The following is a 19,336-nucleotide window of genomic DNA, read 5'->3' on the forward strand; positions in this document are numbered from 1 at the left end:
CATGGGGCACGAGCTCTCCGCAAGCGACCGCATCCTTTGGCCTACTGCGTTTTCGGCCCTGAGGAGGACGATCTCGCGGCACCGCCGCGAGATCGTTGATCCGTGCGAACAGCCATCGGATGCACCTGACCGGCGGGCCTCCCGACGACCGCACCAAGGGCTCAGCCCTTGATGCAGATGACCTGCCTGAGCTTGGCCACGACCTCGACGAGGTCCGTCTGCTGGTCGATGACCTGCTCGATCGACTTGTACGCGCCCGGGATCTCGTCGACCACACCCGAGTCCTTCCGGCACTCGACGCCCTTGGTCTGCTCGGCCAGGTCCCGCGCGGAGAAGCGCTTCTTCGCGGCCGTCCGGCTCATCTTGCGGCCCGCGCCGTGCGAGGCCGAGTTGAACGACTTCTCGTTCCCCAGCCCCTTCACGATGTACGAGCCCGTCCCCATGGAACCCGGGATGATCCCGTAGTCACCACTGCCGGCGCGGATCGCTCCCTTGCGGGTGACCAGCAGGTCCATCCCGTCGTACCGCTCCTCCGCCACGTAGTTGTGGTGGCAGCTGATCTCGCGGTCGAAGGAGACCTTCGCCTTCCGGAACTCCCTGCGGACGACCTCCTTGAACAGGCTCATCATCACGGCCCGGTTGTACTTGGCGTACTCCTGCGCCCAGAAGAGGTCGTTCCGGTAGGCCTGCATTTCCGCAGTGGCGGCGAGGAACACCGCCAGGTCCCGGTCGACCAGGCCCTGGTTGTGCGACAGCCCCCTGGCAACGTTGATGTGGTGGTCGGCCAGCTCGTTGCCGATGTTCCGGGAGCCCGAGTGCAACATCAGCCAGACCGAACCCGACTGGTCGAGACAGAATTCGATGAAATGGTTGCCGGTTCCGAGCGTACCGATCTGCTTCGTGGCACGTTCACGACGGAATTTGACCGCATCCGCCAGGTAGTCGAACCGCTCCCACAGCCCCTCGTACCCGTCCACCGGGAACCCGTACAGCCGGTCCGGGTCCACCGGGTCGCGGTGCATGCCCGCGCCCACCGGGATCGCCCGCTCGATCTTCGAGCGGAGGCCCGACAGGTCTCCCGGCAGGTCGTTCGCCGTCAGGGACGTCTTCACCGCCGACATGCCGCAGCCGATGTCCACCCCCACCGCCGCCGGGCACACCGCGTCCTTCATCGCGATCACCGAGCCGACCGTGGCGCCCTTGCCGTAGTGGACGTCCGGCATGACCGCCAGGCCCTTGATCCACGGAAGGGTGGCGACGTTGTGCAGCTGCTGCATCGCGCCGGCCTCGACCGACGCCGGGTCGGCCCACATTCGGATCGGGACCTTCGCCCCCGGTACCTCTACGTACGACATACGACTTCTATCCCCCGGAAACACAGAAAAGGCGCAATAAGCAAAAACCCTTGCCTTTGATCCCAAACCAGACAGGGGACCGGCGCCGGCACCAGCGCGTGCGATAGACATTGTGTTCATCCGCGTCCAAAGCGCGGCAACGCATTTTCCTGACCGCCGGGCCGCCGGCCGGTCGAAGGGAGCCAGTGGACGTGCAGCGCAAGGCGGTACGGAGACGAGTCCTGCCGGGCATCGCGATGCTCACCGCACTCATGGCCGGGGTGACCGGCCTGACCGGGTGCACCAGCGGCAGCAGTGCCGGGCCCGACACCGACTCCAAGGCGGGCGCCAGCAGCCCCGCGCCCGCACCGGCCGGCAAGTACCGCAGCCTGCCCTCGCCTTGCAGGGCCGCCGACGGCAAGCGCGTCAAGGCCATGCTCCCGGCCGCGGCCACCCTCACCGACGAGCAGCGCGCACAGCTGTACGCCGGCACCGCGGACACCTCGTACGACGGCGACCGGCACGTCGGATGCCGCTGGACGGCGCAGACGCCCGAGGAGACACGGCTGCTGTCGGTCGGCTTCGAGCGCGTGGTCTCGTACGACCGGACCGCCATGAGCGACGACGACAAGGCCCGGCAGGTGTACGTACGCCGGCTGACGGACGCGCACCTGCCCTTCCCCGGCCCCACGGCAAGCCCCGCCGGCACCCCCGCCGCGGGGGCGAGCCCCGCGACCGGCGCCCCGCCGGCCGCCACCCCTCCCCCGGCCGGGCAGTCGCCGGCCCCGAGCGGCAGCCCCTCCGCCCCGCCGCCCGAGCTCGGTTCCCGCGTTCTGGAAGGGCTCGGGACCGAGGCCTATCTGGAGGACAAGCTGAGCGCCGCCGGCGCCAGCGCGGCGCAGGCGCGGACCGTGCGGATCGTGTTCCGCACCTCGAACGTCATCGTCACGGTCGAGTACAGCGTGCAGCCCTCGCTGCCCGGTACGGTCCCGTCGAGCACCGAAACCCAGGACAAAGCACGGCAGTTGGCGCAAGCCCTCGTCGAGCGTTTCAACGAATGAGAGCGGGCGCGGGGGCTCGGCGTGACGGCGCGCACAGCAGGCGCGCGCCGGGTCGGGCTACCGTTGCCCGGGTCCAGCGCCCGCACCACACCCCACACCGCAGCCCGCACCGCGTCCACAGAACGCGCCCCACAACGCACTGAAGGAACCATGCACCGATCAGCCTCGCGCCTCACTCGCGTTCTCGCCTGCGCAGCCGTCCCGGTGATACTCACCGTCGCCGGCTGTTCCTCCGATTCGGGCAAGGACTCCGGTTCGGGCGGCGACAAGAAGTCCAAGGCCTCCGCGCCCGCCAAGCCCAGCGGCAAGGCGACGGCCGCCCTGGAGAAGGCCGCGTTCGCGACGCTGCCCGACCCCTGCAAGTCGGTCCAGACGAAGACGATCGAGACCCTCGTTCCGCAGGCGAAGGACAAGAACGGCACCGCGACCAAGTCGAACGACCTGACCGCCCGCGCCAGCTGCTCCTGGAACGGCCTGGACGAGGACGGCCTGAAGGGCTCGCAGTACCGCTGGCTGTCGATCTCCCTGATCCGCTACGAGTCGCACCCCTCGCTCGGCAGCGCGAACAAGCGCGCCGAGGACCAGTACAACAAGCAGGTCGGGATCGCGAAGGCCGCCGAGGGCGCGCACGACGTGAAGGCCGAGGCCGCGGACGGGATCGGCGACCAGGCGACGTCGGTCGTGTACGGCGTGAAGAAGGACGTCGACTTCTTCAACACGACGATCGTGGCGCGCACGCAGAACGTGGTCGTCACGCTCGACTACAACGGCGCCGCCTACGAGGGTGCCGGGGCACCGGATCAGGCCAAGCTGCTCCAGGACGCGATCACCGCGGCGAAGGAGGCGGTGGCCTCGGTCGGTGCCGCCGGCGAGCAGCCGAAGCAGCCTGAGCAGCAGGCTTCTCCGTCCCCGCAGTAGGCGGTGGCGATCCGGGAGGCTTAACGGGAGGCTGACATTCAGTCACCCGTGCAGTGACCCGTACGCTGTGCCTGCCGTAGCTCGACAAGGGGAGGGGATCGCGGGTGGCCGCGATGCAGCTGACTCGTACGCACCGGATACTCATCGGCGTCGTGGTCGCAGGAGCCGTGGTCATCGCGGGGATCGGTTTCGCCGGTTCGTACGCCGCGGTGCGCGCGCTCGCCCTGCAGAAGGGGTTCGGGAACTTCTCGCTGGTGTTCCCGATAGGCATCGACATGGGCATCTGTGTGCTGCTGGCGCTGGACCTGCTGCTGACGTGGATCCGGATCCCGTTCCCGCTGCTGCGCCAGACGGCGTGGCTGCTGACGTTCGCGACGATCGCGTTCAACGGCGCGGCCGCCTGGCCGGACCCGCTGGGCGTGGGCATGCACGCCGTGATCCCGATCCTGTTCGTGGTCACGGTGGAGGCGGCCCGGCACGCGGTCGGGCGGATCGCCGACATCACCGCGGACCGGCACATGGAGGGCGTCCGCATCACGCGGTGGATGCTCTCCCCCGTCCCCACGTTCAAGCTGTGGCGCCGGATGAAGCTGTGGGAGCTGCGCTCCTACGAGCAGGCCGTCGGCATGGAGCAGGACCGGCTGATCTACCAGGCGCGGCTCCAGGCCCGGTACGGGCGGGCATGGCGCCGCAAGGCCCCGGTGGAGGCGCTGATGCCGCTCAAGCTGGCCCGGATCGGCGTCCCCCTGTCCCAGACGGCCCCGGAAGGGCTGGCGGCGGCGGGCATCGACCCGGTGCTGCTGCCTCCGGCGGCCGCGGCGGTCCCGGCTTCGCCGGCTCCGGCCCTGGAGGCCGGCTCCGGCGCGGCGGGCCTGCCGGGCCCGGGCGCGGCTGCGGGCGCGGCCTCCGGCCCGGAAGGCCAGGGCCAGGGCGGCGCGCCGCAGGCGCCGGGCTCCCTCCCCGCCCAGGCCGGCGGGCCCGGCCAGCACGCCCCGCCGCTGTTCGCGGTGGACCCGACGGCCATGCCCGCGGCCCACGACAGCGCATGGTTCGCCGCGCCGCTGGCCCCGCAGGCCGCGTACGAGGGCGGCTACAACCCCCAGTACGTCGAGGGCCTGGAGCCGACCCCGGTGATGCCCCCGACCGGCCCGGAGCTTCCGGCCGAGCAGCAGGGGCAGCCCGGGCAGCAGGAGCTCCCGATCCCGGCCGTCGGCGAGGACGGGTCCGTCGACGAGGTGAAGTTCGCGGAGGCCGCGTACGAGGTCTTCCGGGCCTACATCGACGAGTACTCCCAGTTCCCGAACCCGGAGCAGCTGGACATACACCTCTCGGACCGGCTCGGCATCGTGCACCCGCGCAGCGCCACCACGCTCAAGCGGCTGATGCCGGAGCTGAAGCAGCGCTACCAGCGCGACCTGGAGAACGAACACATCGCCTAGCCAGGACCCGCCCGACGGATCTCGTGACCGTGTTCTCGTCCGGTCGCCGGGTCCGGCGTGGGGCTGGGCGCTCTGAAGAATGCGGGGTGGGTGCGGCTGGAACCGCACCCACCTGCCTCCGGGCTGCGCGGCGGACGCCGGTGATCACCGGCGTCGACAAGGCCGAAGCCCTTCCCGCGCCATCCCGACGAGCCGAGCGTCGGCCCGGACGCCGGCCGGTGTCGACTGGCATCAGGCGTCGTCGTCGGTCGAGGCGCCTGGCGATTTCCGTGCGGGCGAGGCCGTCGGCCGGCCCCAGCACGGTCTCCTTCGTGGTGCGTGGTGATTCCGCATAGCGTTCAGCTCCAATCCATTGCAACGAAAAGACCGGCCTTGTTGCATTAGATATGCAACCATTGCAACGATTTCCTTGCCTTGACCTGCAGTGATTGGGTTTTTACGCAACAAGCCTGTTCCCAACCTCGTGAACGCAACGTAGCTTTTCCAATGTCGGAAACGGCGACCGCAAGTGCGGCGCACGACACAGACGAAGGAGAGCACCATGCAGAAGTTCGCCACCACCGGTCCGGTCTCGGTCGTCCTGGACGTCCCCGCGGGTCGTATCCGGTTCGTCGCCGCCGACCAGGACGGCGCCGTGGTCGAGGTCGCTCCCGCGGACGCCGGCAAGAGCCGCGACGTGAAGACGGCGGAGGCGACCACGGTCGACTACCGCGACGGCATCCTGCGGATCGAGACCGCGGAGGCGAAGAACCGGCTCGTCGGCGCCACCGGCTCCCTTGAGGTCACCGTCCAGCTGCCCGCCGGCTCCCGCATCCAGGCGAAGACGGCCAGCGCCGAACTCCACAGCACCGGACGGCTCGGCGACGTCACCTACGAGAGCGCCCACGGCACCATCAGCCTCGACGAGACCGCCGCCGCCCGCCTGACCCTCCAGGCCGGCGACATCTCGGTCACCCGCCTGGGCGGGAGCGCGCAGATCAGCACCCAGAAGGGCGACATCACCATCACCGAGGCCGTGACCGGCACGGTCACCCTGCGCACCGAGGCCGGCAACCTGCACATCGGCGCCGCCCCCGGCACCTCCGCCTCCCTGGACGCCGGCACCGGCCACGGCCGCATCCACAACTCCCTGCAGAACGCCGGCAACACCCCCGCCCTGAACATCCAGGCGACCACCGCCTACGGCGACATCACCGCCCGCACCCTCTAACCCCCCAGCCCCCAGCCCGCAGCCCGCGCAGCCCCCAGCCGCAGACAGTAGGAGAACCCCTCATGACCGACCTTGCCATCGCGGCGTACGGGCTGCGCAAGTCCTACGGCGACAAGAGCGTCCTGGACGAAGTCGACCTCGCCGTCCCCGCCGGCACCGTCTTCGCCCTCCTCGGCCCCAACGGCGCCGGCAAGACCACCGCCGTCAAAATCCTCTCCACCCTCATCACCACCGACGCCGGCGACATCCACATCGGCGGCCACAACCTCGCCACCCACCCCCAGGCCGTCCGCAAGACCATCGGCGTCACCGGACAGTTCTCCGCCGTCGACGGCCTCATCACCGGCGAGGAGAACATGCTCCTCATGGCCGACCTCCACCACCTCCCCAAAACCGAGGGACGCCGCGTCACCACCGAACTACTGCAGCGCTTCGACCTCGTCGACGCCGCCAAGAAGCCCGCCTCCACCTACTCCGGCGGCATGAAACGACGCCTCGACATCGCCATGACCCTCGTCGGCAACCCGAAGATCATCTTCCTCGACGAACCCACCACCGGCCTCGACCCCCGATCCCGCCACAACATGTGGCAGATCATCCGCCAACTCGTCACCGGCGGCGTCACCGTCTTCCTCACCACCCAATACCTCGAAGAAGCAGACGAACTCGCCGACACCATCGCCGTCCTCAACAACGGCAAGATCGCAGCCCACGGCACCGCCGAAGAACTCAAACGACTCATCCCCGGCGGACACATCCGCCTGCGCTTCACCGACCCCACCACCTACCGCAGCGCCGCCGCCACCCTCCACCACGCCACCCGCAACGACGAAAACCTCACCCTGCAGATCCCCAGCGACGGCAGCCAGCGCGAACTGCGCACCATCCTCGACCACCTCGACACCACCGGCATCGAAGCAGACGAACTCACCGTCCACACCCCCGACCTCGACGACGTCTTCTTCGCCCTCACCGCCAACACCGACATCCCCCACCAGCCGGCCCAGCCCACCCAGCCCGCCCAGCACAAGGAGAACGTCCGATGAGCTCCCTCTCCCTCGCCGTACGCGACTCCACCACCATGCTGCGCCGCAACCTCCTGCACGCCCGCCGCTACCCCTCCCTCACCCTCAACCTCCTCCTCACCCCGATCATGCTCCTGCTGCTCTTCGTCTACATCTTCGGCGACACCATGAGCGCAGGAATCACCGGTGGCACCCCCGACCGCGACGCCTACATCGCCTACCTCGTCCCCGGCCTCCTCCTGATGACCATCGGCAGCACCGTCATCGGAACCGCCGTATCCGTCTCCAACGACATGAGCGAAGGCATCATCGCCCGCTTCCGCACCATGGCCATCCACCGCGGATCCGTCATCGTCGGACACGTCATCGGCAGCGTCCTGCAATCCATCGCCAGCGTCGTCCTCGTCGCCCTCGTCGCCATCGCCATCGGCTTCCGCTCCACCAACGCCACCCCCCTGGAATGGCTCGCCGCCTTCGGACTCCTCGTCCTCTTCGCGCTCTCCCTCACCTGGATCGCCGTCGGCATGGGCCTCATCAGCCCCACCGCCGAAGCCGCCAGCAACAACGCCATGCCCCTGATCCTCCTCCCCCTCCTCTCCAGCGCCTTCACCCCCACCCAGTCCATGCCCGGCTGGTTCCGCCCCATCGCCGAATACCAGCCCTTCACCCCCGCCATCGAAACCCTCCGCGGACTCCTCCTCGGCACCGAAATCGGCAACAACGGATGGCTCGCCATCGCCTGGTGCATCGCCCTCACCGTCCTCGGCTACTTCTGGTCCACCTCCAAGTTCAACAGCGACCCGAAGTAGCGGTCATGCATACAGGAAAGGGCCCGCACCCCCGAGGGGTGCGGGCCCTTCCGACGTCGTACACGACGCCTCGACGGCTCAGGCGGCGAGCAGCTTGCGCACCCGGTCCGCTCCGACCGCCAGCAGCAGCGTGGGCAGGCGCGGCCCGGTCTCCCGGGTCACGAGCAGGCGGTACAGCAGCGCGAAGAACGAGCGCTGGGCGACCTTGAGCTCGGGCGTCGGCTTCGCGTCGGGCTCCAGGCCGGCCATCACCTTCGGGACGCCGTAGACGAGCGTGGTGAGCCCGTCGAGCGACCAGTGCGAGTCCAGGCCCTCCAGGAGCAGCCGCAGCGACTCGCGGCCCTCGTCGTCCAGGGAGGACAGCAGCTCGGTGTCGGGCTCCTCGCGGACGAGGGTCCGCTGGTCGGCCGGGACCTGGGTGGTGATCCAGTTCTCGGCGCGGTCCAGGCGCGGCCGTACCTCGTCGAGGGAGGCCAGCGGCTGCGTCGGGTCCAGGTCGGCCAGGATGCGCAGGGTCTGCTCGTCGTGGCCGGCGGTGATGTCGACGACGGAGGCGAGCGTCCGGTACGGCAGCGGGCGCGGGGTGCGCGGCAGCTCGTGCGAGGCGACGCGTACGGCGCGGGTGTGCGCGGCGGCGTCGGCGGGGAGGACGGAGCCGTCGGCGACCTTGGCCTCCAGCTTGTCCCACTCGTCGTACAGCCGCTGGATCTCCTGGTCGAAGGCGATCTTGAAGGACTGGTTCGGCCTGCGGCGGGCGTACAGCCAGCGCAGCAGCTGCGGCTCCATGATCTTCAGCGCGTCGGCCGGGGTGGGGACCCCGCCCTTGCTGGAGGACATCTTGGCCATGCCGCTGATGCCGACGAACGCGTACATCGGCCCGATCGGCTGCTCGCCGCCGAAGATGTGCACGATCTGCCCGCCGACCTGGAACGACGAGCCGGGCGAGGAGTGGTCGACGCCCGAGGGCTCGAAGACCACGCCCTCGAAGGCCCAGCGCATCGGCCAGTCGACCTTCCAGACCAGCTTGCCGCGGTTGAACTCGCTGAGCTTGACCGTCTCGGTGAACTCGTCCTCGGTGCAGACGTAGGTCAGCTCGGTCGTCTCGTCGTTGTACGAGGTGACCTTGGTGAAGTCCTTGCCGCACCGGCCGCAGTACGGCTTGTACGGGAAGTACCCGCCCTCGGCGCTGCTGCCGTCGTCCTCGGCAGCCGCACCGGAGCCCTCGGCGGCCTCCAGCTCGGCCTCGTCGACCTGCTTCTGCTGGGGCTTCTTGCCGCCCGGCTTCTGCTTGGTGCGGTACTGGTCGAGGACGGCGTCGATGTCGCCGCGGTGCTTCATCGCGAACAGGACCTGCTCGCGGTACGCACCGGAGGTGTACTGCTCGGTCTGACTGATCGGGTCGTACTCGACGCCCAGCTCGGCCAGTGACTCGACCATGGCGGCCTTGAAGTGCTCGGCCCAGGTCGCGTACTCCGATCCGGCCGGGGCCGGGACGGAGGTCAGCGGCATGCCGATGTACTGGCCGTAGGTCTCGGGGTCCACGCCGGGGATGCCGGCCGGCACCTTGCGGTAGCGGTCGTAGTCGTCCCAGGACAGCACGTGCCGGACCTCGAAGCCGCGGCGGCGGATCTCGTCGGCGACCAGGTGCGGGGTCATGACCTCGCGGAGGTTGCCCAGGTGGATCGGGCCGGAGGGGGAGAGTCCGGACGCGACGACGACAGGTTTGCCGGGTGCTCGGCGCTCCGCCTCGGCGATGACCTCGTCCGCGAAACGGGAGACCCAGTCGGTCTCGGTGCTGCTCTGAGCCACGACACGTCCTTCTATCTCGAATGCTGGCTTCAGCCATTCTCCCAGACGGAAGCAGCCCCTTCGAGGTTGCCTGTCAGCCCGCGCCGAGCGGAATCCCCCGAGTCGCTGCACGGCGGCGAGCATCTCGCCGGGCGCGTCCGAAGGACTGCCGCCGGGACCGTCTCCGGAGCGACCGCCGGACCCTCACCGCGCGGGGTGATCTCGTCCGTCCCCGCACTGCAGTGCCCGGGAAATCCCGGAATCCGGACAGCCCCTCCGTGGGATACTCGGGGCTTGTCGGAACAACCAAGTGCGCCCACACGCACGACGACCTCACAGGAACGGCAGCTCATGGCCTCGGTCCCTTCCCTCGCTTCTTCCGTCCATCAGCGCGTCGCGGACGCCCTCGCCTCGGCCCTGCCTGAGGCCGGCGGCGCCGACCCGCTGCTGCGACGAAGCGACCGGGCCGACTTCCAGGCCAACGGCATCCTCGCCCTCGCGAAGAAGGCGAAGGCCAACCCGCGCGAGCTGGCGACGACCGTGGTCGCGGCCATCCCCGGCGGTGACCTGATCAAGGAGATCGAGGTCTCGGGCCCCGGCTTCCTCAACATCACGGTCTCCGACCGGGCGATCATCGAGACCCTCGCCGCGCGGGCCGGCGACGACCGCCTCGGTGTCCCGTACGCAGCGAACGCGGGCACGACGGTGATCGACTACGCGCAGCCGAACGTCGCGAAGGAGATGCACGTCGGCCACCTGCGCTCGGCGGTCATCGGCGCGGCGATGGTCGAGATCCTGGAGTTCACGGGCGAGAAGGTGATCCGGCGCCACCACATCGGCGACTGGGGCACCCAGTTCGGCATGCTCATCCAGTACCTGATCGAGCACCCGCACGAGCTGGACCACAAGGCCGCCGCCGGGTCGGCGGAGGCCTCCGGTGAGGAGGCCATGTCGAACCTGAACCGCCTGTACAAGGCCTCGCGGGCGGTCTTCGATTCCGACGAGGAGTTCAAGACGCGGGCACGGGCACGGGTCGTCGGCCTCCAGGCGGGCGAGGAGGAGACCCTCGCGCTGTGGCAGCGGTTCGTCGACGAGTCGAAGATCTACTTCTACTCCGTCTTCAACAAGCTGGACATGGACATCCAGGACCCGGACGTCGTCGGCGAGTCCGGCTACAACGACATGCTCGCCGAAACGTGCAAGCTGCTGGAGGACTCGGGCGTCGCCGTCCGCTCCAACGGCGCGCTGTGCGTGTTCTTCGACGAGTACAAGGGCCCGGACGGCAACCCGACCCCTCTGATCGTCCAGAAGTCGGACGGCGGCTTCGGCTACGCCGCGACCGACCTGTCGGCGATCCGGGACCGCGTGGGCAACCTGAAGGCGACCGAGATCATCTACGTGGTCGACGCCCGCCAGTCGCTCCACTTCAAGATGGTCTTCGAGACGGCCCGCCGCGCCGGCTGGCTGAACGACGAGGTCAAGGCCGTGCAGCTGGCCTTCGGTACGGTCCTCGGCAAGGACGGCAAGCCGTTCAAGACCCGCGAGGGCGAGACGGTACGGCTGGTCGACCTCCTCGACGAGGCGGTGGACCGGGCGACCGCCGTAGTCCGGGAGAAGGCGGAGAAGGTCGGCCTGACCGAGGAGGAGATCGTCGAGAACGGCCGGTACGTCGGCATCGGCGCGGTCAAGTACGCGGACCTCTCCACCTCCGCCGCGCGCGACTACAAGTTCGACCTGGACCAGATGGTCTCGCTGAACGGCGACACGTCCGTGTACCTCCAGTACGCGTACGCCCGGATCAAGTCGATCCTGCGCCGCGCCGGTGACCGCAAGCCGGTCGCGCACCCCGAGCTGGAGCTGGCCCCGGCCGAGCGCGCGCTGGGCCTGCACCTGGACCAGTTCGGCGAGCTGATCGCCGAGGCGGCCGCCGAGCACGCTCCGCACAAGCTGGCCGCGTACCTGTACCAGCTGTCCTCGCTGTTCACGACGTTCTACGACCAGTGCCCGGTCGTGAAGCCGGAGCCGGAGCTCGTCGTCGGCGAGAACCGCCTGTTCCTGTGCGACCTGACCGCCCGGACGCTGACGAAGGGCATGTCCCTCCTGGGCATCCGCACGCCCGAGCGCCTCTGACCCTCTTCGCGGGGCACGCAGCTCCGTACGATCGGCCTCCCCTCCCGTCCTGACGGCAGGGGAGGCCGATCGTGAACTGACGAAACCGGACTGCCCCAGTGCCTGGGCTTCGCGGCCGCTGAGACCACCCTCGGAACCCCGGCTTGGAGTTCGGGATCCAACTTCCGATGTGACGCGGCACACAGGGAACGTTCTCCGCGGCCGTCTCCTCTTCGGGGTGTTGGTTCTCGACACCGAGGGGGCATTCATGCGGGACACATCGCGGCGCCGTACGGGGATCGCCGTGGCCGGGCTGCTGGCCGCGGACGGGCTGGCGCACCTGTACTGGGCCACCGGCCTGACCTGGCCCGCGGCGAGCGAGCGCAGCCTGTCCCTCGCCGTCCTCGGCACAGAGGTTTCCTTCGCCCCGCCCGTCGTCCTCCCGCTGGCGGGGCTCACGCTGACGGCCGCGGGGGCCGTCCTCGCGCACGCCTTCGGGCGCGGAGGCCGGCCCACCCGCCTCGTGACCGCCGCCGTCGCCGCCGGGCTGGCCGTACGGGGCCTGGCGGGACTGGGGTGGGCGGCCGGGCTCCTCGACAGCCCGGACGGCCCCTTCCACCGGCTGAACCTGCTCCTCTACACGCCCGCCTGCCTCGGCTTCGGCTGGGCGGCCGCCCGGCTGGCCCGCGCCCGGTGACCCCCGCCGAACGCGACCGCGGCGTCGCGCTCGCCCGGGCCGCCCGCGCCGGGAACACCCTCGCGATGCACGACCTGCTCGACCACCTCACCCCGTACATCGCCCGCATCTGCACGCCCATCGCCCTCGCGGACGGCCCGGACGCCTGCCAGGAGGCCCTGATGGCCGTCTTCGGCGCCCTGCGGTCGCTGCGCGACCCGGAGACCCTGTACGGCTGGGTCCGCGCCATCGCGGTACGCGAGGCCGTGCGCACCGCCCGCCGCGCGGCCCGCGCCCGCCCCGCCGAACTCGCCGACCTCCCCGGGCCCGGAGACCCCCACCTCGCCGCCGACATCGGCGACGTCCTGGCCCGCCTCTCGCCCGACCACCGGGCGGTCCTGGTCCTGCGGGACGTGGAGGGCCTGGACGAGGAGTCCGCGGCGGCCCTCCTCGGCGTCCCCGCCGGCACCGCCAAGTCCCGGCTGCACCGGGCCCGTACGAGCTTCCGGAAGGCATGGTTCGCATGACGTACGAGATGCACCCGATCGACGGGGTGAACCGCCTCCGGATCATGGCGGCGGGCATCCGCGGAGCTCGCGTCGCCGAGCAGGTCGTCCCCGCCCCCGCGGACACCGTCTGGGCGGTGATGGGCGACCTGGAGGGCGAGTTCGGCCGCTTCCAGCCGGACATGCGCAGCGTCCGCGTCCTGCGCAGGACCGGCGACCGGGTGGAGGCGCTGGCCCGCAGCAAGTACGGCTTCCGCGCCCACTTCCGGGGCGTCCTGCGCCCGGGCTGGTGCTGGCTGCAGAGCCGCTTCCTGATCATCGGCATGGCGGCCGCGCCGGAGCCGGGCGGCGGCACCCGCGTGGCCCTGACGGGCGGCGTACGGGTTCCCGGGCGCGCGGCGATCGTCCCCTTCGGCACGGCGCGGGAACTGGCCGATGCGATGGCCCGGCTGGAGGCCCGGGTGGAGGCCCGGGTGGAGCGCCGGGGCGCCGGGGCGGCCTCCGGCTAGGGCCGGGACACCGGGAGGGGCGCGCCCGCCCCGGGCCTGCGTGCCCCGGTCCTGCCCGCCTTCCGCAGTCGGCTCACCGTCCGCCGAAGCGGTGCCACCACCGGGGGCGCGGCTCACTGCCGCCGGTCTGCCGGATCCTGCTGTTGTCCCGGGCCGTGGCCTCCTGGTCGAGCCGTTCGCCGGGACGGGTCCCGCCGGACTGGCTGATCTCCGACGTGCCGGACGCCTCGGCCTTCTGCCGTACGGGGCGGGCCGGCACCGGCCGGACAGGGCGCGGCCCGGTGGGCGCCGTACCGGCCCACCAGCCGCCCGCGAGCCCGACGGCGGCGGTCATCGCGCCGGCGAATCCGGCGGCCACGGCCACGGTGTCGGAATCCTTCTCGGGCAGCCAGCCGAACGGATCCGCCTGGGCCAGCTTGAAGAAGACGAAGAACACGGCCGCAGAACCCACGACAACGACAACCCACCGCCACGGACGCGACATTGGCCCCCCTTAGTCGATGAACCGAACCCCCGGCGCGGCAGCCCGGACGACCGCAGCGACCTGTCGTTCACCGCTCCGCCGGGCCGGATATCCACTCGCACCAGACGGCCTTCCCCTGCGCGCGGAGCCCGACACCTCACCCGTCCGCGAGCGCCGCGACCGGCAACAGACCCCGCCCCCGCCCGGCGCCGCATCCCCGTCGCCGTTCCGTGGCCGACCACCGCCGCGCGTCAAGTGTCACTGCGGTGAACTGCCTGGCAGCGCGGATGGTTTGACGACTTGGCCGCCACCTGCCCCGACCAGGTGCACGTGAGGGACTCGAAAGTCCCTCACGGCCCTTCTCTCACACTCACGCCCACCGCCTGGTCCCACCTCGCTCAGTGGGTCAGCCGCTGATCGGGTATGAGTGTCGGCCCGTCACCTCGTCGATCTCGGAGTGGGCCTTCTGCAACATCTGGGAAGCGAGATCCATGAGCGCACGAGCGCCGGCGATCTCTTCCCCGACCCGCAGCTGCTCCGGGTCGGAGGGGTGGCGCATGGCATAGCCGCGCGCCCTCATTTCGGAGCCGTCGCCGAGTCTGACCATGGCCGCCGCACTGGTGCGGTGGCCTTCCTCGGTGAATTCGAGCTCCACGTGCCACCCGACGAGTGTGGGCATGGTGCATCACCTCCAGGGGGGTCACCCTCATTCCAGGGTGCGCCCGGGGCGGCGGGAACGCGAGCGGGGGCGGCGAGCGGCCCGGGTACGCGGACCCCGGCCGCCCCTCCCGACCCCTGATGCACGGCCCCCGCCCCCGCTTCCGGGCACCGCTCATCTATCGTCCTTGCATGACGAGTGCCCACCCCACCGCCATCGACGCCGAGCTCTACATCGACCGGGTCGAGGCCGCCGACGAGGCCGAGGTCACCTTCGTCGTGCGCTGCATGGTCGGACCGGTCCGGCTCGGTGCCCGTCTCCGGCACATCCCCTGCGTGGACGAGGAGATCGACCTCGAACTGACCCGGATCCTCTTCTACCGGCGTTCCGTCGACTTTCTCGACCCCGTCTGCACCGCCATGGTCACCGCCCGGGGCACGGGCGCACTCCACCTGAGGGGCCGCACCACCATCCAGGGCAGCAACCCCACCCGGACCTGAGTACTCGCACTCATGTGCCGGGCCCGCCCGGCCCGTTGACTGGGGCCATGGACCAGGACACCTCGCCAGACAAGCGCGCCTTCGTCGCGCCGCTCGTCTCCACGCTGCTGACGCTGCCGATGGCCCTCGTCGCGTTCTTCTTCGTCGGGCTGTCGCCGATGGCCTGCGACTCCTGCGGGGAGGCCGCGGGCCACCGGTTCGACGCCTCGTTCGACATCGCCTTTCCCGTCTTCACCACCGGCCTGCTGCTCGTCCTCGCCGTGCTCGTGGCCAGCTGGGCGCTCCCCTGGCAGCGCCGGAACTCCGCCCGCCGGGTCTCCTTCGCCCTGCTCGCCCCGGCGGCCGTGATCCTGGACTACATCGTGTTCGCCGGGATCATCGACTGGCCCTGAGGCGCCGTTGCCGGAATCCGGAAGAGCGGTGGAACTCCCGTTGCCGGTCCACCCCGTTGCGTGCCCGCCTGTGGGCCTGGAGGCTGTGGCGAGGGGAAGCACGTATGGGGGAGGCACGTGGTGACACGGACCGGAACGGTTCACAGACCGCCCTCGGGCCGGGGGCGGCTGGGTGGGGCGCTGCTCGCCGTGGTGTCGCTGGTACCGGCGCTGTTCTGCGGCTTCGTGTTCGCCGAGTGGCTGCCGTCCGACATCGAGCGCTACGACGACTACACGGCCGCCGAGCCGTGCGCCCCCACCGCCACCACCTTCGACGACTGTCTGCGCACCGTCCCCTTCACCGTCGACAGGACGGTGGTCAAGAAGCGCGGCCGGAGCGCCGGGTTCGAGGCGGTTCTCTCCGGCGCCGGCTCCGGTGCCGACGCGCCCACCTGGCACGGGACCGTGCTCTTCGGTGATCCGGGCCCGCTGCTCGACCGGCTCGCGCCCGGCGACCAGGTGACCGCCACCGTGTGGCGCAGCACGATCACGGCCCTCGCCGAGGGCGACGTCCGCCAGAGTTCCGCCGCCGAACCCCGCGACGACGCCCAGATGACCGCCCTCATCGGCACGTTCGCGGGTCTCGTGGCGGCCCTGGGGCTCGGCTTTGCCGCGGCGGGCCTGGCCGGATACGGCGGGCAGCAGCCCTGGACCTGGCGCTCGCTCGGAAAACCGCTGCTCATCGGCATGGCGGTCACCTGCGCCGGCGTGGCGGTCCCCGCGTTCGCGATCGGTCTGCCCTGGTGGGTCGTGCCTGCCGTCGCCGTGCCGTTCTCGGCGTACGCGGCCTGGCAGCTCCACCGTTACCGACGGCGCGAAGTGACGGACTCGCCCGCCACTCCATGAGCCGCCGCCCGGCCCCGCCTACGCTGCCCCGCATGGGCAGAGCGCGGCGAGCAACCTGGTGGGCGCGTGGACGGACACGTACCTGGTGGCGGGTCTGGCGGGCCGGGCCGCCCGCCGGGTCCGCACGCGTCTGGCCGCTGCGCTGACCCGGCCGGGGCCCGCCGGGCCCGGTCCCGGGGTCAGCGCGCTTCGCGCAGCCAGCCCGCGACCTCCGTCGCCCAGTACGTCAGGATCGTGTCCGCGCCGGCCCGCTTGATGCCCAGCAGGGTCTCCATGATCGCCCGGTCGCGCTCGATCCAGCCCTTCTCCGCCGCCGCCTCGATCATCGCGAACTCGCCGCTGATCTGGTACGCGGCCACGGGGACGTCCACCGCCTGCGCAACCCGGTACAGGATGTCCAGGTACGGGCCGGCCGGCTTGACCATGACCATGTCCGCGCCCTCCTCCAGGTCGAGCGCCAGCTCCCGCAGGGACTCCCGGGCGTTCGCCGGGTCCTGCTGGTACGTCTTGCGGTCGCCCTGGAGCGAGGAGGCGACGGCCTCGCGGAACGGGCCGTAGAAGGCCGACGAGTACTTCGCCGTGTACGCGAGGATCGAGACGTCCTCGTGCCCGGTCTCGTCGAGCGCGTCGCGGATGACGCCGACCTGGCCGTCCATCATGCCGCTCGGTCCCACCACGTGGACGCCCGCGTCGGCCTGCACCTGCGCCATCTCGGCGTACCGCTCCAGCGTCGCGTCGTTGTCGACGCGCCCGTGCTCGTCCAGGACTCCGCAGTGGCCGTGGTCGGTGTACTCGTCCAGGCACAGGTCGGACATGATCACCAGGTCGTCGCCGACCTCCGCCTTCACGTCGCGGATCGCGACCTGCAGGATCCCGTCGGGCTCGGTGCCCGCCGTGCCCAGCGCGTCCTTGTTCTCATCGGCGGGGACACCGAACAGCATGATCCCCGCGACGCCCGCCTCGACGGCCTCCACCGCGGCCTTGCGCAGCGTGTCGCGGGTGTGCTGGACCACGCCCGGCATCGCCGAGATCGCCAGGGGCTCGCTGATGCCCTCCCGTACGAACGCGGGGAGGATCAGGTCCGAGGGGTGCAGCCGGTTCTCCGCGACCATCCGCCGCATCGCCGGGGTGGTGCGCAGCCGGCGGGGCCGCGAGCCGGGGAAGGATCCGTACGCGCTCATACTCAGTCGCCTCTTCGAGCCTGGACAGCAGTCGCTTCCAGCCTAGGGGGTGGATCGCGGGTGGCCCGTCACGGCCAGCTCGCACCACACCACCTTGCCGGGCCTGCGCGGCCCGACCCCCCACCGCTCGGCGAGGGCCGCCACCAGCAGCAGCCCCCGCCCGCCCTCGGCACCGGCGTTCCGCTCCTTCACGTGCGGCAGCCCGCCCCCGCTGTCGGCCACCTCGACCCTGACGAGGTCCTCGAAGAGCAGCAGCCGCAGCCGGTAGTACCGCCCGGGCGGTACCCCGTGCAGCAGGGCGTTGGTGGCGAGCTCGCTCACGCAGAGCAACAGGTCGTCCCGGCGGCGTGTGACACCCCACGCGTCAAGTGTCACCGCCGCGAACTCCCTGCTGGAGCCGATGGATTGGCGGCTGCGGGGGAAGTACCGCTCACGCAGCATGGCCGGATGGATTCCCACGTTCACGGGGCGATCGTCGCGTTGCGTGATTAGCGTGAGCGAGACGAGCAACCCGTACTCCTTCATGAGTACGGGTTGGTACGGGTATCTCGCATGTGCACGCGGGGAGTTCACAGGTATGCCACCACGCAAGAGGCCCCGGCCCAACGAGACGGCGATGAAGATGGTCGGCGCGCTGGTCGCCGCAGCCCGCACCGCCAAGGGGATGACCCAGCGCGCCCTCGCCGAGGCGCTGCACGTCGATGTCGAGACCGTCGCCTCGATCGAGCAGGGCAGGCGCGTCCTGATGCCCAATGTCGCCGAGAAGATGGACCGCGTCCTCGGTCTGCCCGACCTGCTGGCGGTCGCGGCGAACCGCCTCCCGGAGGTCGACATGATCCCCGCCTGGGCGGAGGAGTACATGGAGCGCGAGGCCGAGGCCCTCGCCCTGTCCTGGTACGACACCCTCACCGTGCCCGGCCTGCTCCAGACCGAGAACTACGCGCGGGCGGTGCTCGGCTGCCGCGTCCCCTTCGTCGGCGAGGAGAAGATAGAGCGGCAGACCGCCCACCGCATCCAGCGCCAGAGGATCCTCACCCGCCCGGTCCCGCCGACCCTCAGCTTCATCGTCTGGGAGGCGGCCCTGCGGGACCGGATCGGCGGCGTCGAGGTCTACCGCGAGCAGCTGCGCCACTTGCGCGCCTGCGCGGACCAGCCGACCGTCTCCCTCCAGGTGCTCCCCCTGGGCGTCACCGCCCACGCGGGCCTCAACGGCCCCTTCACCCTCCTGGAAACCCCGGAGTTCCAGCACCTCGCCTACTCCGAAACCCAGCGCGGCAGCTTCCTCGTGCGCGACCCGAACGAGGTCAGCATCCTCGCCCAGAAGTATGCGATGCTGCGGTCACAGGCCCTCAACGTCACAGAGACAAAGGGCCTGTTGGACCGGCTGCTAGGAGAGACATGAGCACCCCATTGAAGTGGTTCAAGTCCAGCTACAGCGGCGACGAGGGCGGCCAGTGCCTGGAAGTCGCCGTCGCCTGGCGGAAGTCCTCCTACAGCAGCGACGAAGGCGGCCAGTGCGTCGAGGTCGCCGCCGCCTGGCACAAGTCCTCCCATAGCGGCAGCGAAGGCGGCGCCTGCGTCGAAGTAGCCACCTGTACCTGCGCCGACACCGTCCACGTCCGGGACTCCAAGGTCACCGACGGGCCGACGCTGACGGTCGCCCCCGCCGCCTGGGCCGGACTCACCCGCTGGGTCACCGGCTGACGTCGCCCCGGGCTCGGTCCACGACCTCGTCGTCGTCCTGCTCCGTCATCGGCCCCCCCGTTTCCCCGTTCTCCGGCGGAGATCCTCGCCAGAGCCCGCCGCCGGCACAACCGAATACGGGCTGGGGCCCGGACGCGCTGCGTCCGGGCCCCAGCCCGTATTCGGGAAC

The 19,336-nt window shown here is 70.7% G+C and carries 22 protein-coding genes; 16 read left to right on the forward strand and 6 right to left on the reverse strand.

Translation table 11 applies throughout. The features are described from left to right. Window positions 1-161: 161 nt before the first annotated feature. Window positions 162-1,355, reverse strand: a complete 1,194-nt coding sequence (locus ABTY04_RS30355; RefSeq protein WP_352216616.1) for an RtcB family protein — start codon at window positions 1,353-1,355, stop codon at window positions 162-164. A gap of 191 nt (window positions 1,356-1,546) precedes the next feature. Between ABTY04_RS30355 and ABTY04_RS30360 the strand changes: the two genes are divergently transcribed. The 6 genes from ABTY04_RS30360 (at window position 1,547) to ABTY04_RS30385 (ending at window position 7,796) form a co-directional block, all read left to right on the forward strand. Then, window positions 1,547-2,395: a DUF3558 domain-containing protein gene (locus tag ABTY04_RS30360; RefSeq protein ID WP_352216617.1), complete on the forward strand. Its 849-nt coding sequence runs from the start codon at window positions 1,547-1,549 to the stop codon at window positions 2,393-2,395. Between the two features lie 150 nt (window positions 2,396-2,545). After that, window positions 2,546-3,313: a DUF3558 domain-containing protein gene (locus ABTY04_RS30365; protein WP_352216618.1), complete on the forward strand. Its 768-nt coding sequence runs from the start codon at window positions 2,546-2,548 to the stop codon at window positions 3,311-3,313. 113 nt (window positions 3,314-3,426) lie between these two features. Next, window positions 3,427-4,752 (forward strand): DUF2637 domain-containing protein, encoded by a 1,326-nt coding sequence (locus tag ABTY04_RS30370; protein ID WP_352216619.1) that lies wholly within the window; start codon window positions 3,427-3,429, stop codon window positions 4,750-4,752. Between the two features lie 541 nt (window positions 4,753-5,293). Beyond that, a complete protein-coding gene (locus ABTY04_RS30375) occupies window positions 5,294-5,962 on the forward strand; it encodes a DUF4097 family beta strand repeat-containing protein (protein ID WP_352216620.1) in 669 nt (222 codons plus the stop codon). Between the two features lie 62 nt (window positions 5,963-6,024). Continuing rightward, the gene (locus ABTY04_RS30380; RefSeq protein WP_352216621.1) at window positions 6,025-7,008 is read left to right on the forward strand and encodes an ATP-binding cassette domain-containing protein; all 984 of its coding nucleotides are present in this window, start codon (window positions 6,025-6,027) and stop codon (window positions 7,006-7,008) included. Further along, window positions 7,005-7,796 carry an ABC transporter permease gene (locus ABTY04_RS30385; protein WP_352216622.1) on the forward strand — a complete coding sequence of 264 codons (792 nt, stop codon included), beginning with the start codon at window positions 7,005-7,007 and terminating at the stop codon, window positions 7,794-7,796. Before ABTY04_RS30380 ends, ABTY04_RS30385 begins: the two co-directional genes overlap by 4 nt. Window positions 7,797-7,874: 78 nt before the next feature. On the opposite strand, the gene lysS is transcribed toward ABTY04_RS30385, so the two are convergent. After that, window positions 7,875-9,605 (reverse strand): lysine--tRNA ligase, encoded by a 1,731-nt coding sequence (gene lysS / locus ABTY04_RS30390; protein ID WP_352216623.1) that lies wholly within the window; start codon window positions 9,603-9,605, stop codon window positions 7,875-7,877. Between the two features lie 330 nt (window positions 9,606-9,935). On the opposite strand from lysS, the gene argS reads away from it, so the two are divergent. The 4 genes from argS to ABTY04_RS30410 all read left to right on the forward strand — a co-directional run bounded on the left by argS (window position 9,936) and on the right by ABTY04_RS30410 (window position 13,384). Then, window positions 9,936-11,714: an arginine--tRNA ligase gene (argS, locus tag ABTY04_RS30395; protein ID WP_352216624.1), complete on the forward strand. Its 1,779-nt coding sequence runs from the start codon at window positions 9,936-9,938 to the stop codon at window positions 11,712-11,714. A 247-nt stretch (window positions 11,715-11,961) separates the two neighbouring features. Beyond that, on the forward strand, window positions 11,962-12,390 hold the full coding sequence (locus ABTY04_RS30400; RefSeq protein WP_352216625.1) for a DUF3995 domain-containing protein: 429 nt from the start codon (window positions 11,962-11,964) through the stop codon (window positions 12,388-12,390). Beyond that, window positions 12,387-12,896, forward strand: coding sequence for an RNA polymerase sigma factor (locus ABTY04_RS30405; protein ID WP_352216626.1), 510 nt, complete (start codon window positions 12,387-12,389; stop codon window positions 12,894-12,896). Before ABTY04_RS30400 ends, ABTY04_RS30405 begins: the two co-directional genes overlap by 4 nt. After that, on the forward strand, window positions 12,893-13,384 hold the full coding sequence (locus ABTY04_RS30410; protein WP_352216627.1) for an SRPBCC family protein: 492 nt from the start codon (window positions 12,893-12,895) through the stop codon (window positions 13,382-13,384). Before ABTY04_RS30405 ends, ABTY04_RS30410 begins: the two co-directional genes overlap by 4 nt. Before the next feature lie 73 nt (window positions 13,385-13,457). On the opposite strand, the gene ABTY04_RS30415 is transcribed toward ABTY04_RS30410, so the two are convergent. Beyond that, window positions 13,458-13,835, reverse strand: coding sequence for a hypothetical protein (locus tag ABTY04_RS30415; protein WP_352216628.1), 378 nt, complete (start codon window positions 13,833-13,835; stop codon window positions 13,458-13,460). A gap of 312 nt (window positions 13,836-14,147) precedes the next feature. On the opposite strand from ABTY04_RS30415, the gene ABTY04_RS30420 reads away from it, so the two are divergent. Then, window positions 14,148-14,264 (forward strand): DUF397 domain-containing protein, encoded by a 117-nt coding sequence (locus tag ABTY04_RS30420; protein WP_352216629.1) that lies wholly within the window; start codon window positions 14,148-14,150, stop codon window positions 14,262-14,264. Here ABTY04_RS30420 and ABTY04_RS30425 read toward each other — a convergent pair. After that, on the reverse strand, window positions 14,254-14,526 hold the full coding sequence (locus tag ABTY04_RS30425) for a DUF1876 domain-containing protein (RefSeq protein ID WP_352216630.1): 273 nt from the start codon (window positions 14,524-14,526) through the stop codon (window positions 14,254-14,256). The genes ABTY04_RS30420 and ABTY04_RS30425 overlap by 11 nt on opposite strands. Window positions 14,527-14,696: 170 nt before the next feature. Here ABTY04_RS30425 and ABTY04_RS30430 point away from each other — a divergent pair, with 170 nt between their 5' ends. From ABTY04_RS30430 to ABTY04_RS30440, 3 genes are all read left to right on the forward strand, one after another. Continuing rightward, entirely contained in the window at window positions 14,697-15,005 is a 309-nt protein-coding gene (locus tag ABTY04_RS30430; RefSeq protein WP_352216631.1) for a hypothetical protein, read from the forward strand. A gap of 47 nt (window positions 15,006-15,052) precedes the next feature. Continuing rightward, window positions 15,053-15,397, forward strand: a complete 345-nt coding sequence (locus tag ABTY04_RS30435) for a hypothetical protein (RefSeq protein WP_352216632.1) — start codon at window positions 15,053-15,055, stop codon at window positions 15,395-15,397. Between the two features lie 192 nt (window positions 15,398-15,589). Continuing rightward, window positions 15,590-16,282, forward strand: coding sequence for a hypothetical protein (locus tag ABTY04_RS30440; protein WP_352216633.1), 693 nt, complete (start codon window positions 15,590-15,592; stop codon window positions 16,280-16,282). Between the two features lie 179 nt (window positions 16,283-16,461). On the opposite strand, the gene hemB is transcribed toward ABTY04_RS30440, so the two are convergent. Then, complete coding sequence (gene hemB, locus ABTY04_RS30445) at window positions 16,462-17,463, reverse strand: porphobilinogen synthase (protein ID WP_352216634.1); 1,002 nt, start codon at window positions 17,461-17,463, stop codon at window positions 16,462-16,464. Between the two features lie 42 nt (window positions 17,464-17,505). Then, on the reverse strand, window positions 17,506-17,928 hold the full coding sequence (locus ABTY04_RS30450; RefSeq protein ID WP_352216635.1) for an ATP-binding protein: 423 nt from the start codon (window positions 17,926-17,928) through the stop codon (window positions 17,506-17,508). A gap of 112 nt (window positions 17,929-18,040) precedes the next feature. Here ABTY04_RS30450 and ABTY04_RS30455 point away from each other — a divergent pair, with 112 nt between their 5' ends. Both ABTY04_RS30455 and ABTY04_RS30460 read left to right on the forward strand, forming a co-directional pair. Further along, a complete protein-coding gene (locus ABTY04_RS30455; RefSeq protein WP_352216636.1) occupies window positions 18,041-18,865 on the forward strand; it encodes a helix-turn-helix domain-containing protein in 825 nt (274 codons plus the stop codon). Further along, the gene (locus ABTY04_RS30460; RefSeq protein WP_352216637.1) at window positions 18,862-19,167 is read left to right on the forward strand and encodes a DUF397 domain-containing protein; all 306 of its coding nucleotides are present in this window, start codon (window positions 18,862-18,864) and stop codon (window positions 19,165-19,167) included. The genes ABTY04_RS30455 and ABTY04_RS30460 overlap by 4 nt, the downstream gene beginning before the upstream one ends. Window positions 19,168-19,336 lie beyond the last annotated feature (169 nt).

This window comes from Streptomyces sp. NPDC097981, assembly GCF_040302565.1.
In the GTDB taxonomy this organism is placed as follows: domain Bacteria; phylum Actinomycetota; class Actinomycetes; order Streptomycetales; family Streptomycetaceae; genus Streptomyces.

Excerpts from the sequence above, each read along its gene's own strand:
- ABTY04_RS30370 (WP_352216619.1), top strand. The coding sequence starts at position 3,427 with ATGCAGCTGACTCGTACGCACCGGATACTCATCGGCGTCGTGGTCGCA.
- ABTY04_RS30400 (WP_352216625.1), top strand. The coding sequence starts at position 11,962 with ATGCGGGACACATCGCGGCGCCGTACGGGGATCGCCGTGGCCGGGCTG.
- argS (WP_352216624.1), top strand. The coding sequence starts at position 9,936 with ATGGCCTCGGTCCCTTCCCTCGCTTCTTCCGTCCATCAGCGCGTCGCG.
- ABTY04_RS30425 (WP_352216630.1), bottom strand. The coding sequence starts at position 14,526 with ATGCCCACACTCGTCGGGTGGCACGTGGAGCTCGAATTCACCGAGGAA.
- ABTY04_RS30460 (WP_352216637.1), top strand. The coding sequence starts at position 18,862 with ATGAGCACCCCATTGAAGTGGTTCAAGTCCAGCTACAGCGGCGACGAG.
- ABTY04_RS30410 (WP_352216627.1), top strand. The coding sequence starts at position 12,893 with ATGACGTACGAGATGCACCCGATCGACGGGGTGAACCGCCTCCGGATC.
- ABTY04_RS30435 (WP_352216632.1), top strand. The coding sequence starts at position 15,053 with ATGGACCAGGACACCTCGCCAGACAAGCGCGCCTTCGTCGCGCCGCTC.
- ABTY04_RS30365 (WP_352216618.1), top strand. The coding sequence starts at position 2,546 with ATGCACCGATCAGCCTCGCGCCTCACTCGCGTTCTCGCCTGCGCAGCC.
- ABTY04_RS30385 (WP_352216622.1), top strand. The coding sequence starts at position 7,005 with ATGAGCTCCCTCTCCCTCGCCGTACGCGACTCCACCACCATGCTGCGC.
- ABTY04_RS30430 (WP_352216631.1), top strand. The coding sequence starts at position 14,697 with ATGACGAGTGCCCACCCCACCGCCATCGACGCCGAGCTCTACATCGAC.
- hemB (WP_352216634.1), bottom strand. The coding sequence starts at position 17,463 with ATGAGCGCGTACGGATCCTTCCCCGGCTCGCGGCCCCGCCGGCTGCGC.
- ABTY04_RS30375 (WP_352216620.1), top strand. The coding sequence starts at position 5,294 with ATGCAGAAGTTCGCCACCACCGGTCCGGTCTCGGTCGTCCTGGACGTC.
- ABTY04_RS30455 (WP_352216636.1), top strand. The coding sequence starts at position 18,041 with ATGCCACCACGCAAGAGGCCCCGGCCCAACGAGACGGCGATGAAGATG.
- ABTY04_RS30355 (WP_352216616.1), bottom strand. The coding sequence starts at position 1,355 with ATGTCGTACGTAGAGGTACCGGGGGCGAAGGTCCCGATCCGAATGTGG.
- ABTY04_RS30380 (WP_352216621.1), top strand. The coding sequence starts at position 6,025 with ATGACCGACCTTGCCATCGCGGCGTACGGGCTGCGCAAGTCCTACGGC.